The following is a 12,321-nucleotide window of genomic DNA, read 5'->3' on the forward strand; positions in this document are numbered from 1 at the left end:
TTTTATTGCATCAACTTTTTTATCTGCCCGTGCATCTAAGCTCTTCTAACCTGAGCAGCACGGGTGGGACGGCACACCTTCGTGCCACGCGGGCGCTCTTTTAGAAAAGCGCCTGATTGAAAACCGGGCCGGCAATGCGTTGTCGGTTCACTTAGCCAAAGGCTCTGAAATTCCAATGTCCGATCAATTCGAAATCTTCCTCACTTGCCCAAAAGGCCTCGAAGGCCTGCTCATCGAGGAAGCCGTCGGGCTTGGCCTTGAAGAGGCGCGTGAGCACACCTCTGCCGTGCGCGGCATGGCGACCATGGAAACCGCTTATCGCCTGTGCCTGTGGTCGCGTCTGGCGAACCGGGTTTTGCTGGTGCTCAAGCGTTTCCCGATGAAGGACGCCGAAGACCTGTATCACGGCGTACTCGATATCGAGTGGCAAGACCACATGCTCAACGACGGCACCCTGGCCGTCGAGTTCAGCGGTCACGGCTCGGGCATCGACAACACGCACTTTGGCGCCCTGAAAGTCAAAGACGCCATCGTCGACAAACTGCGCACCCCGCAAGGCGACCGTCCGTCGATCGACAAACTCAACCCGGACCTGCGCATTCACCTGCGTCTGGACCGTGGCGAAGCCATTCTGTCCCTCGACCTCTCCGGTCACAGCCTGCACCAGCGCGGCTACCGCCTGCAGCAAGGCGCGGCACCGCTGAAGGAAAACCTCGCGGCTGCCATCCTGATCCGTTCCGGCTGGCCGCGCATTGCGGCCGACGGCGGCGCCCTGGCTGACCCGATGTGCGGTGTCGGTACGTTCCTCGTCGAAGCAGCGATGATCGCCGCCGATATGGCGCCCAACCTGCGTCGCGAGCAGTGGGGCTTCACCGCGTGGCTTGGTCACGTACCCGCACTGTGGAAAAAGCTGCACGAAGAAGCCACCGAACGCGCTGCGGCCGGTCTGGCCAAGCCACCGCTGTGGATTCGTGGTTACGAAGCCGACCCGCGCCTGATTCAACCGGGCCGCAACAACGTCGAGCGTGCCGGCCTGAGCGAGTGGATCAAGATCTACCAGGGCGAAGTCGCTACCTTCGAACCGCGCCCGGACCAGAACCAGAAAGGCCTGGTGATCTGCAACCCACCGTACGGCGAGCGACTGGGCGACGAGGCGAGCCTGCTCTATCTCTACCAGAACCTCGGCGAACGTCTGCGTCAGGCTTGCCTGAACTGGGAAGCGGCGGTGTTCACCGGCGCGCCGGACCTGGGCAAGCGCATGGGCATCCGCAGCCACAAACAGTATTCGTTCTGGAACGGCGCGTTGCCGTGCAAACTGCTGCTGATCAAGGTCACGCCGGATCAGTTCGTCACCGGCGAGCGTCGCACCCCGGAACAGCGCCAGGTCGAGCGCGAACAGGCGGAATACGATCAGGCGCCGAACGAGCCGCAGGAACGCCAGTACAACAAAAACGGTAACCCGATCAAACCGGCGGCGGCACCCGCTCCGGTAATCGAGCAACCGCGCTTGAGCGAAGGCGGGCAGATGTTTGCCAACCGTCTGCAAAAAAACCTCAAGGCACTGGGCAAGTGGGTCAAGCGTGAAGGCATCGATTGCTATCGTATTTACGATGCCGACATGCCGGAATATTCGATGGCCATCGACCTGTATCACGATTGGGTCCACGTCCAGGAATACGCCGCGCCGAAATCCATCGACCCGGAAAAAGCCTCGGCGCGCATGTTCGATGCGCTGGCGGCGATTCCACAGGCATTGAACATCGACAAAAGCCGCGTAGTGGTCAAGCGTCGCGAGCGTCAGAGCGGTACCAAGCAGTACGAACGTCAGGCGGCCCAAGGCAAGTTCGTCGAAGTCAACGAAGGTGGCGTGAAGCTGTTGGTGAACCTCACCGACTACCTCGACACCGGGCTGTTCCTCGACCACCGGCCGATGCGCATGCGCATCCAGAAAGAGGCAGCCGGCAAGCGCTTCCTCAACCTGTATTGCTACACCGCGACGGCCAGTGTTCACGCAGCCAAGGGCGGCGCGCGCAGCACCACCAGCGTCGACCTGTCGAAAACCTACCTCGACTGGGCGCGTCGCAACCTGTCGCTGAACGGTTTCTCCGACAAGAACCGTCTGGAGCAGGGCGACGTGATGGTCTGGCTGGATGCCTGCCGTGACGAGTTCGACCTGATCTTTATCGACCCGCCGACCTTCTCCAACTCCAAGCGCATGGAAGGGATCTTCGACGTGCAGCGAGATCAGGTGCAACTGATCGACTTGGCCATGGCGCGACTGGCGCCGGGTGGCGTGTTGTACTTCTCCAACAACTTCCGCAAGTTCGCGCTCGAGGAAAATCTCACTGAGCGTTACGCGGTCGAGGAGATCACCACCCAGACCATCGATCCGGATTTCGCCCGCAACGGCAAGATCCACCGAGCCTGGAAAATCACTGCGCGTTGACAGATTTTCGCATTGGATCCACAGAGCCTTGATTTTTAAAGGCTCTTGGCTTCTTTCAGTGCTGGTCAAATTGATGGCTAATAGCTATAACTCAACGCATGGCCAATGGGCTTTTCCGGCACCTGGCGTTTTGAGTTGCCTCTATGTCGTTGCACGCCGTGCGCCCAAAGATCCTGGGTTTTATCAGTGAAGACGTCTCGGCCTGGCTGGTCGCGCTGCTGGTATTGGTCGTCGGCGGGATTCTCACCGGATTGCTCGCCTGGTCGACCCTGAATCTGTTTCACCAACAATTGCGGCAACGTTTCCAACTGCTGGCCAGTGAACGTTACAGCCGTATCGAAGAACGTTTCGAAGATCAGGAGCAGCGCCTCGATGGGCTGCGCCGGTTCTTTGCCAATTCCGATGCGGTTGCCCGCGAGGAATTCGACGGCTACACCCAACCTTTGCTGCACCGGACTCAGGCCTATTCGTTTGCTCTGCGGGTCAGCCGTGCCGAGCGGGCAGCGTTTGAGCGTCGGGTGCGTGAAGAGGGTTTATCCGATTTCAGCATTCGTGAGCTCAATGCCGACGGTCAGCTGCAATTGGCGGCGGAGCGCGATGAGTATGTTGTGGTGCTGTACAGCCAGACCCAAAGCAAGCTCGGCTCACCGCTGGGTTACGACCTGGCGGCGCAGCCTCTGCGCCGTGCCACCCTGGACAGGGCGGACCAGCATGGTCAGATGGCGGTGTCGCAGCCGATGCATCTGGTTAGCATCGAGCCGGCCTATGCGCGGGGCGTGCTGCTGGTGGCGCCGGTCATGCTACGCGGCAATCCAGACACGAAACCTTACGGTTATGTGATGGCGGTGATCAGCATGCGTCAGTTGCTGGCCGATGGCTTGCCGGAAGCGGGCCGTGATTATCTGTCGGTGCGTATCCTCGACTTGTCCACCGAGGACCAGCACGAAGTGCTTTACGAATCCTCCAACGGTCCTGCCGCCAGTGAGTTGGCGGCGACCCGGCTGCTGCGGCTGGCCGACCATGACTATCAGGTCGACATCCAGCCTAGCGAGGCCTTCCTGCAAGCCAACCATTCCTCGGTAGGCAGCCTGGTGGTACTGGGTGGTTTGCTCAGTCTGCTGCTCAGCTCGCTGCTTTATGTACTGGTCAGTCAGCGGCAACGCGCGCTGAAAATGGTCGAGCAGCGGACTCAGGAACTGCGTGCCCGTGAGCAGGAACTGCGTGGCACCCACGGTCAGTTGCGTGGCGTGTTGAATGCCGCGACCCAGGTGGCAATCATCGCTACAGACCTGCGCGGTGTCATCAGCACGTTCAACGCCGGGGCGGAGCAGATGCTCGGCTATTCAAGCGTGGAAGTGGTCGGGCACATGACCCTGGAAAACCTGCACCTGCCCCGGGAACTTGCCGCGCGTTCGGCGGAGTTGAGTGCACGTTATGGCAAACCGATTCCGACCTGCCAGGCGATGTTGGTCGAGGGCGGTGAGGAGGGCGGTCACGAGGCGCGGGAGTGGACACTGATCCGTGGGGACGGCAGCCAATTAACGGTGAACATGCTGGCGACCCCGGTGCTCGACGATCAAGGTTTGTGGGTCGGGCACTTGGCGATCTGCATCGACGTCACCGAGCGCAAGCGCGTGCACGAGGCGCTCGCCGCACGGGATTTGCTCTTGAAGAAACTCAGCGCCCATGTGCCCGGCGGGATTTACCAGTTCAAGATGGAGTTCGACGGGCGCTTCAGTGTGATCTACGCCAGCGATGGCATCCGCGAGATCTACGAACTCGAACCCGATGTCTTGCTGCTCAACGCCGAAGCGATTTTCACCCGGATTCACCCTCAGGACACCACGAGGGTCCGCGCCTCGATCCGGGCATCGGCGGACACGCTCAGCCCGTGGCGCGAGGAGTATCGCGTGCAGCTGCCGACGCGAGGGCTGCGCTGGGTCCGTGGCGAAGCAACCCCGGAGGAGCAGCCTGGCGGCGGCGTACTCTGGCATGGCTACATCTCGGATATCTCCGATCTCAAGCGCGTCGAAGAAGAACTGCGAGCGCTGTCGATCACCGATTCGCTGACCGGAATCCACAACCGCCGCTACTTCCAGGAGCGCCTGACCACCGAGATGGCCCGGGTCGAGCGCGGTGGCGGCGAGTTGTCGGTGATCATGCTCGACATCGATCATTTCAAACGCATCAATGACCAGCATGGCCACGCCGTTGGCGATCGGGTGTTGCAGGCGGTGTGCGAGCGCATCGGCCATCGCCTGCGCCGCTCCGACGTGTTCTGTCGCTTGGGCGGTGAAGAGTTCATGGTGCTCTGCCCGGACATCGACGGCGAACAGGCCTATGTGCTGGCGCTGGAGCTTTGGCAGGGCTTGCGCAGTTCACCGATCGACGACGTCGGGATCGTTACCGCGAGTTTCGGCATTGCCAGTTGGCGGGTCGACGAGGGCGCGGATGCGCTGTTGCTGCGGGCGGACTCGGGGGTCTATGCGGCGAAGCAGGCGGGCCGGGATCGGGTTCAGGGCGAGATGAATTAGCTGTCGGCTGCACACAACCCCCTGTGGGAGCTAGCCTGCTAGCGATAGCGGTGTGTAAGTCAATATATGTGTCGACTGACACACCGCTATCGCTAGCAGGCTAGCTCCCACATTTGATTTGCGGTGTTTACAACACCGAAGCCGTGTCAGGCAGTTTCGGCTGGCGATACAAATCCAGCAGCACCTGATCCAGCACCGACGACGCGCCGAACGGGGCCTTGTCGTTGAGGATCGCCACCACCGCCCAGGTGTTGCCGTTGACGTCGCGACTGAAGCCGGAAATAGCGCGCACGGTGTTCAGGGTGCCGGTCTTGACGTGGGCTTCACCGCGCATCGCGGTGGTCTTCAAGCGTTTGCGCATGGTGCCGTCGGTGCCGGCAATCGGCATCGAACTGATGAACTCGGCAGAGTACGGACTGCGCCATGCGGCTTGCAGCATCGCCGCCATTTCACGGGCGCTGACACGTTCTGCGCGGGACAGGCCGGAGCCGTTTTCCATCACAAGGTGTGGCGCGGTAATGCCTTTCTTCGCCAGCCACTGACGCACCACGCGCTGGGCTGCTTTGGCATCGTCGGCGTCGGCGTCGGTGCGGAATTTCTGGCCAAGGCTCAGGAACAGCTGCTGCGCCATGGTGTTGTTACTGTACTTGTTGATGTCGCGGATGATTTCCGCCAGGTCTGGCGAGAAGGCGCGAGCCAGGACCTTGGCGTCTTTCGGCGTAGGTGCCAGAACATCCTTGCCCTGAATGCTGCCGCCCAGTTCCTTCCAGATCGCCCGGACTGCGCCTGCGGTATAGGTCGCGTGGTCGAGCAGCGACAGGTAAGTCTGCGAGCTGCAGCCTTCACCCAACTGTCCGCCGACGGTCACGGTGACGCTGCCATCGGCCTGGGTCACCGGGTTGTAACGCACGCCACCGGCGCACTGCTTGGAGTTGACGGCTTTGACCTGGTTTTCGATGCGGATGCTGGCAATTGGCGGCTCCACCGAGATCAGCACCCGGCCACTGTCGTTGCGCGCGACGAAGCGCAGGGCCTTGAGGTTGACCAGCAGCGAATCGGGTTTGACCAGGAACGGTTTGTTTTCGTCATTACCGTCATCGTTGAACTCCGGCAGTTGCGGTTGCACGAAGAAATTGCGGTCCAGCACCAGGTCTCCGGTGACTTGCGTCACGCCGTTGGCCCGCAGGTCGCGCATCAGCAACCAGAGTTTTTCCATGTTCAGCTTCGGATCGCCGCCGCCCTTGAGGTAGAGGTTGCCGTTGAGAATGCCGCCGTTGAGGGTGCCGTCGGTGTAGAACTCGGTTTTCCATTGATGGTTCGGGCCGAGCATTTCCAGGGCCGCATAGGTGGTCACCAGTTTCATGGTCGAGGCCGGGTTGACCGAGACGTCAGCGTTGAAAATGGTCGGGGTGCCAGGGCCGTTGAGCGGAATCATCACCAGGGACAGGGCATTGTCCTGCAGCTTGCTGGCCTTGAGGGCTTTTTCGACGTTGGGCGACAGCCCGGTATTGATGGTGGCAGCGGAAACGGGGAGGGCCAGGGGGAGAAGAAGACTGGCCAGCAACAATGGACGCAAAGATTTGATCATCTGAAATAAAACCCTACAGCCGAGGGGGGAAAAGACGAGGGCATGAAGATAATTTCCCTCAGTGGTCATGAACGTGTCGGCATTATGCCCCAAGGTGTAGCGGCTTGTGCCGTGCCCGAGTCACCTAATCCGCTATTTTTTTACCGACGGTAACTCGTTGCACCCAGAGAATCGGGCAATTGGCGGCTTAAACTGCTAAAGTGCCGCCCGTTATTACTTATGAGGATTGTTCCAATGGCGACTAACCGTTCCCAGCGTCTGCGCAAAAAACTGTGCGTCGATGAATTTCAAGAGCTGGGTTTCGAGCTGAACCTGGATTTCAAAGAAGATTTGGCTGATGAAGCCATTGATGCTTTCCTCGACGCGTTCCTGAAAGAAGCCATGGAAGCCAACGGTCTGGGCTATGTTGGCGGCGACGACTTCGGTCTGGTTTGCCTGCAGAAACGTGGCTCGGTGTCCGAAGAGCAGCGTGCTGCTGTTGAAGCCTGGCTCAAAGGCCGCAGCGAACTGACTGAAGTCACCGTCAGCCCGTTGCTGGACGTCTGGTACCCGGAAAAGCCGATCAATCCGGTAGCTTGATGTCATGAAAAACGGCGACCCAAGGGTCGCCGTTTTTTTATGCCTGTCAGAAAGCCATCGCCGGACCGCTGGCTGTGTGCCTGAATCTACTTTTCCTCACTGGTCCACCCAGCTGCCCTGCGGGTAATCCAGCAAAGAAACGACACGAACGGAAACAGGAGACAGTCTTTTCGGAAGCTTCCCACAGCCAGGTTTTGAGCTTCCCGGTAGGGTCAACGGCCCCCGGCACTTTGCCGGGTTACCCCAAGGAAGAACGAACCATGACCAGAAAGGCCGTTATCGTTTTCAGCGGTGGACAAGACTCAACCACCTGCTTGATCCATGCACTGCCGATGTACGATGAAATTCATTGCCTTACGTTTGATTACGGCCAGCGGCATCGTGCGGAAATCGAAGTGGCGCAACAGCTTTCGAAACAACTTGGCGTGAAGGTGCACAAAGTATTGGACACTTCATTGCTGAATGAATTGGCCGTTAGCAGCTTGACGCGTGACAACATTCCTATTGCGCGGAGTACCGGAGCCGGGGTGCCGGATACATTCGTACCGGGCAGGAATATTCTGTTTTTAACTCTGGCTTCAATTTATGCCTATCAAGTGGGCGCCGAGGCTGTTATTACAGGTGTCTGTGAAACAGAGAGCTCTGGTTATCCTGATTGTGGTGATGAGTTTGTCAAAGTGTTGAACAGCGCCATCCACTTGGGTATGGACTATAGATTGCGGATAGAAACTCCGCTTATGAGGTTGAATAAAGCTGAGACTTGGGCTTTGGCTGATTACCATAATCGGCTGGATTTGGTTCGCTATCACACATTGACTTGCTATAACGGTATAACGGGAAGTGGGTGTGCCGACTGTGATGCATGTGCTCTTCGTGGGAAAGGGTTGAGTGAGTTTCTGGAAAACGAAGCACAGGTCAGGAGCAGTTTAAAAATAAAACTAGGGCTCTAAAAAATCAACGGCTGAGGGAGTTGGCCGATAGTGCCAACTCCCTCCAGATCTTATGCGGGTTGACCTGCAGCTATATATCTTTTAAATAGTGATCTTGCTCCGTAAGCAGGTAAAATATTGAAAAATGCGAAGCACATTTTTATAGTTATTTGAATATAGATGATATGAAGTATGTCGCTATTTTTCATGGTTCCATAAAATGCTATAAAGCAAAACAGAAAGCTATCTATTATTACTGCAAAAAAAGTACTGAAGAACACTCGTATAAATAAAAATCTGGAGTTTGTTAGTTTTTTTATCCTGCACAATAAATAAGAGTTGATGTATTCAGAGAAAAGGAAGGATATGCAGGAGGCTATCAATACAGATGACACATGTGCAATCACCTCGCTGTAGGGTTTGTCGAGACTCCATCCGGCTAAACCGGGAAGATAGCTGGTTCCACTTAGTAATATGATGATAAATGCGTTGCTTGCGAAAGCAAACAGTATGGCTCGTCTTGCGAGTTTGAGGCCGTAAGACTCATTTAGTATGTCAACTACTAAAAACGTCAGTGGGTACAGAAAAACGCCAGGAGTAACGGTTATGTCAAATAGTTCTATATATACAAGTTTTGTCGCTGCAACATTTGTGAAGATGTAAAGTGCGAAAAGCAGCAGGTTAAGGGCAACATATGTCATCCACGACCTTTCGTGGCGATCATTCATTTCGTAGGTGGTTAGGGCAGTGCCGCCAGAATAATATTTTCGATAAATGTCCTTTATTTCTACCTTGTTCAGATTGTCTATTATTTCGCTTTTTAATATTTCGCCTAACCTGACTTTTATGATTTTTCCTGTGGAGATAATCATTATGATGACAAGGTTTTTGTTTTTTTCAAATCCTAATAATTTGTATTTGCTGTTTTCGAGTTCAATCCTGTTTTCCATTAAACCTTTCCTCTAAAATATCTCCAATAATATAAGTGGTGTCAGAGTCGAAGTGGTTGTCGATGGCTATGGTCAGCCTGTTTGTTACCTTGTTGTATCCTAATTTGTCTGCGCTGCCATTTGATAAGCCCCTTTTGACTATCAAAAGATCCCCCGCCTCGTTCATTTCACTGATTTCATTCTCGAGAAACACGCCTATTAAATTACAGTCCGGTCCGAAGTAATATGTCAGTGGATGCGTGATAGTCAGTTCGCCAATTCTTTTGTCAAGACTCTGCATCAGCAAGCTCTCTCTAATAATTGGGACGGCTGCAGGATTCATATTTCCATCCGGAGAGGCGCTGCTCTCTATAATTTCTTTTTCTTCAAAATCTACCGTCTCTATTTCCTTGTATGAGACGCCAAAGAAATCCGATATTTTCCGAATGGTAGATTGTTGTACATGGACAACCCGTCCTTCCAAAATGTTATAGATGGTGGTTCGAGTCAGGCCGCTGGAGTTACACAAGGAGAGCCGCGTTTCACCACGGCTCTTTATCAGGTACTTTATGTTGTTTTTTAGTTTTTCTGTTCTGTCTTTTTTGTGCATTAAAATATCTACCATTTGCCTGTTGTTGCAATATATTGCGTGTGCGTAGGTGGCTCTCATTGAGCGCAGCATCCTACACATCTGAAGCTCGGACAAAAATGATAATTTTGAAAATAATCCAACAGTGGTTGAACGAATTTTCATTGTGCGAGTAGGTGTCGTCACTATGTGTAAGACGTTGCCTACTCTGCTAAAGAATTCTCTTACAGTAACTAGGAAGTGCTCGGGATATGAATCATTTAATTACACAGATGTTCATTAATTTGATTAATAAAATTGAATTTTCTGGTAATAAATCTACCGTTCCCTCATGTATGACCATCAATCAAATATGGTTGAAGGCAAGAGACAGGCACTTTCTAAACTTTGCAAGGAGCTCCGGCGTGAAAAAGTCCAGCCCAACCGCAACCGAATCATCAGGCCTTTCGGCCAGCACCACCGTCCCTTCACCCAAACGTTCCAAACCCACCGAACAACTCGTCAGCGTGCCCCTGCGCACTCACACTCGCCTCGAACCACCCAGCCAATTCTTCGCCGTCGTCCCGGATGTCGACACGGAATCCATGCTCTGTCACGCCTCTGAAACCCTTGCTTCCCTCAGTGTGATGGCCACCGATCTCGCTCGTGAACTGGAAGGCCCGCGTCGCCATGTAATTTTGGCCATTCAGCAACTGTCCGCGCTGGGTGAGTTACTGGTCAATCGAGCACTGGACAACCTGGAACCGCCCCGTGGCTTGTCTGAAGGCGCGTCCAACTGCCCGCGCTGAATATTTACGTTCCTTTTTTCCCAATGGAGGTTTTTCGTCATGGATCGATACATGCCTGTCACCGGCATCGACTGCAGCGTCCCGTCATTGCTGATCGACACTGAAGCACCCTTGGACGTGTTGCATGAAACGGCGGCTTATCGCATTCGTACCGCAACGCAATTGCTGGAGAGTTTTGCGTGTGGCGAGGGTATCCACAGTGAATTGGCGCGGGTGTTGGTGACTTCGTTGCGCGATGGCTGTGATTTGCTGGACGTTGTCGGGCGACGATTGCAGGGGCAGGTTTCAGCCTAGAAAACGGGCGCCTGTCAGCGCCCCATTGCTTCCGGTTAATAGGAAGCATTACTATTCACGCCCCGTCTTCACAGCACACCGCAATGACCCCCAAGTTGCCCCGCAGACACGGCTTTTTCGAGCATTACGAAGAGTTGGTTGGCACCTGGACCCGTCGCCTGAGAAATCGTCAGCAGGCCGAGGATCTGGCCCACGACACCTTCGTGCGGGTGCTTGAGTCCGATTCGGCGGCGATCGAACAGCCCCGGGCGTATTTGCACCAGACCGCGCGCAACATCGCGGTAGATGGTTACCGGCGTGAGGATCGGCGGGGCGCCATGGAGTCGGAGGCGATCGATCACAGTGTGTCGTCGTCCGGCGACCCGGAGCATTTCATGCAGGCGATCCAGTTGGCTGACTCCATTGAACGGGCGCTCACCGAGTTGCCGGTCAATTGCCGCAAGGTATTTGTGTGGCAAAAGATCGAAGGCCTGACCCAGGCTGAAATCGCCGAACGCCTGGGTCTGTCCAAGAACATGGTGGAAAAGTATATGATCCGCACCCTGCGGCATCTGCGCGACCGCCTCGACGGTTTGCAATCATGATCGGCCGCGCGCTCCCACCCCCAGCCAAACAGGAACTTCCATGATGGATACTCGTGATTGTGCGTGCGGGCAAACAACGGTTCGCGATGAGGCGGCGCAGTGGTTTGTGCGTTTGCAGGAACCGGCCGTTGACGTCGAAGAGCATCGTCGCTTCGAGGTGTGGCTGAACGAGCATCCTCAGCATCGCGACGAATTTCAATTGCTTCAGGGTCTGTGGACCGCCGCAGAGCTGGTGCCGCGTGCGCGCCTGCAAGCCTTGTGCGAAACCCCGCCGGCGCGCAGCAAACGTCGCCCGCTGGTGCGTTATGCCGTGGCGGCCAGTGTGTTGGCGGTGGCACTCGGCCTGGGGCTGTTCAGCGGTTTGAATCAACCCACGCCTTACACCGCCGAGTTTTCGACGGCCTTGGGCGAACGTCGCCAGGTGGCGTTGCCGGACGGTTCGGTGATCGATCTGAACAGCCGCAGTCGCCTGCAGGTGCGCTATGACAATGGCCATCGAAGCATTGAGCTGACGGAAGGCGAGGCGATGTTCAGCGTTGCGCACGACAGCGATCGGCCGTTCGTGGTCGAGGCGGGCAGCGGCAAAGTCACGGTCACCGGCACGCGTTTCGATGTGCGTCGCGGCGTCAGCGAAACCCGGGTCGTGGTGGAGCAGGGCACGGTCAAGGTTCAGGGGCGCGAGGCGGCGGACAACGAATTCATCAGTCTCACTGCGGGGCTCGGTACCCGCGTCGATGCCCAAGGCACAGTCGCGGCAGCGTATGCCGCCAACCCCGCAGAACTGACCGCCTGGCGCAGCGGAAAACTGGTGTTCAACAACGCCAGCCTGGCCGAAGTGGCCGAGGAAGTGTCGCGCTATCGGGAGAAACCGCTGACCGTGAGCAACTACAAAGTGGGCAATCTGCGCCTGACCAGCGTGTTCAAATCCGACAACACCGACGCACTGCTCAAGGCCTTGCCGAACATCCTGCCGGTGGCCGTGCGCACCCTCGATGACGGCAGTCAGGAAATAATTTCACAATAAATTCAGGTTTTTTTCGAGTTCATCGTCTTCTAGCCTA

Annotated in this window: 11 protein-coding genes; 8 read left to right on the forward strand and 3 right to left on the reverse strand. The window is 56.2% G+C overall.

Annotated elements, in window-relative coordinates:
• Positions 1-175: 175 nt before the first annotated feature.
• Together rlmKL and F8N43_RS00415 are read left to right on the forward strand one after the other, a co-directional pair.
• The gene (gene rlmKL / locus F8N43_RS00410; protein ID WP_150637877.1) at positions 176-2,446 is read left to right on the forward strand and encodes a bifunctional 23S rRNA (guanine(2069)-N(7))-methyltransferase RlmK/23S rRNA (guanine(2445)-N(2))-methyltransferase RlmL; all 2,271 of its coding nucleotides are present in this window, start codon (positions 176-178) and stop codon (positions 2,444-2,446) included.
• Between the two features lie 143 nt (positions 2,447-2,589).
• A complete protein-coding gene (locus F8N43_RS00415) occupies positions 2,590-4,980 on the forward strand; it encodes a GGDEF domain-containing protein (protein WP_150653041.1) in 2,391 nt (796 codons plus the stop codon).
• 127 nt (positions 4,981-5,107) lie between these two features.
• Here F8N43_RS00415 and dacB read toward each other — a convergent pair whose 3' ends face one another.
• A complete protein-coding gene (gene dacB / locus F8N43_RS00420; RefSeq protein ID WP_150634697.1) occupies positions 5,108-6,568 on the reverse strand; it encodes a D-alanyl-D-alanine carboxypeptidase/D-alanyl-D-alanine-endopeptidase in 1,461 nt (486 codons plus the stop codon).
• 234 nt (positions 6,569-6,802) lie between these two features.
• Here dacB and F8N43_RS00425 point away from each other — a divergent pair, with 234 nt between their 5' ends.
• Entirely contained in the window at positions 6,803-7,147 is a 345-nt protein-coding gene (locus F8N43_RS00425) for a YggL family protein (RefSeq protein ID WP_150634698.1), read from the forward strand.
• A 260-nt stretch (positions 7,148-7,407) separates the two neighbouring features.
• Positions 7,408-8,097, forward strand: a complete 690-nt coding sequence (gene queC / locus F8N43_RS00430; RefSeq protein ID WP_150653042.1) for a 7-cyano-7-deazaguanine synthase QueC — start codon at positions 7,408-7,410, stop codon at positions 8,095-8,097.
• A 50-nt stretch (positions 8,098-8,147) separates the two neighbouring features.
• Here the strand turns inward: queC and F8N43_RS00435 are convergent, their stop codons facing one another.
• Both F8N43_RS00435 and F8N43_RS00440 read right to left on the reverse strand, forming a co-directional pair.
• Entirely contained in the window at positions 8,148-9,026 is an 879-nt protein-coding gene (locus F8N43_RS00435) for a queuosine precursor transporter (RefSeq protein WP_150634260.1), read from the reverse strand.
• Complete coding sequence (locus tag F8N43_RS00440; protein ID WP_150634262.1) at positions 9,010-9,615, reverse strand: helix-turn-helix domain-containing protein; 606 nt, start codon at positions 9,613-9,615, stop codon at positions 9,010-9,012. Before F8N43_RS00440 ends, F8N43_RS00435 begins: the two co-directional genes overlap by 17 nt.
• Before the next feature lie 383 nt (positions 9,616-9,998).
• On the opposite strand from F8N43_RS00440, the gene F8N43_RS00445 reads away from it, so the two are divergent.
• The 4 genes from F8N43_RS00445 (at position 9,999) to F8N43_RS00460 (ending at position 12,284) form a co-directional block, all read left to right on the forward strand.
• Entirely contained in the window at positions 9,999-10,382 is a 384-nt protein-coding gene (locus F8N43_RS00445; protein ID WP_150634261.1) for a DUF6124 family protein, read from the forward strand.
• Positions 10,383-10,421: 39 nt separating this feature from the next.
• Positions 10,422-10,676: a hypothetical protein gene (locus tag F8N43_RS00450; protein ID WP_150653043.1), complete on the forward strand. Its 255-nt coding sequence runs from the start codon at positions 10,422-10,424 to the stop codon at positions 10,674-10,676.
• Between the two features lie 83 nt (positions 10,677-10,759).
• The gene (locus F8N43_RS00455) at positions 10,760-11,260 is read left to right on the forward strand and encodes a sigma-70 family RNA polymerase sigma factor (RefSeq protein WP_150634258.1); all 501 of its coding nucleotides are present in this window, start codon (positions 10,760-10,762) and stop codon (positions 11,258-11,260) included.
• Between the two features lie 40 nt (positions 11,261-11,300).
• Complete coding sequence (locus tag F8N43_RS00460) at positions 11,301-12,284, forward strand: FecR family protein (RefSeq protein WP_150653044.1); 984 nt, start codon at positions 11,301-11,303, stop codon at positions 12,282-12,284.
• Positions 12,285-12,321: the final 37 nt, after the last annotated feature.

This window comes from Pseudomonas fluorescens (assembly GCF_902498065.1).
In the GTDB taxonomy this organism is placed as follows: domain Bacteria; phylum Pseudomonadota; class Gammaproteobacteria; order Pseudomonadales; family Pseudomonadaceae; genus Aquipseudomonas; species Aquipseudomonas fluorescens_BJ.

Bases quoted from the DNA above. Each gene is read 5' to 3' on its own strand.
- rlmKL (WP_150637877.1), top strand. From the start codon at position 176: ATGTCCGATCAATTCGAAATCTTCCTCACTTGCCCAAAAGGCCTCGAA.
- F8N43_RS00415 (WP_150653041.1), top strand. From the start codon at position 2,590: ATGTCGTTGCACGCCGTGCGCCCAAAGATCCTGGGTTTTATCAGTGAA.
- dacB (WP_150634697.1), bottom strand. From the start codon at position 6,568: ATGATCAAATCTTTGCGTCCATTGTTGCTGGCCAGTCTTCTTCTCCCC.
- F8N43_RS00425 (WP_150634698.1), top strand. From the start codon at position 6,803: ATGGCGACTAACCGTTCCCAGCGTCTGCGCAAAAAACTGTGCGTCGAT.
- queC (WP_150653042.1), top strand. From the start codon at position 7,408: ATGACCAGAAAGGCCGTTATCGTTTTCAGCGGTGGACAAGACTCAACC.
- F8N43_RS00435 (WP_150634260.1), bottom strand. From the start codon at position 9,026: ATGGAAAACAGGATTGAACTCGAAAACAGCAAATACAAATTATTAGGA.
- F8N43_RS00440 (WP_150634262.1), bottom strand. From the start codon at position 9,615: ATGCACAAAAAAGACAGAACAGAAAAACTAAAAAACAACATAAAGTAC.
- F8N43_RS00450 (WP_150653043.1), top strand. From the start codon at position 10,422: ATGGATCGATACATGCCTGTCACCGGCATCGACTGCAGCGTCCCGTCA.
- F8N43_RS00455 (WP_150634258.1), top strand. From the start codon at position 10,760: ATGACCCCCAAGTTGCCCCGCAGACACGGCTTTTTCGAGCATTACGAA.
- F8N43_RS00460 (WP_150653044.1), top strand. From the start codon at position 11,301: ATGATGGATACTCGTGATTGTGCGTGCGGGCAAACAACGGTTCGCGAT.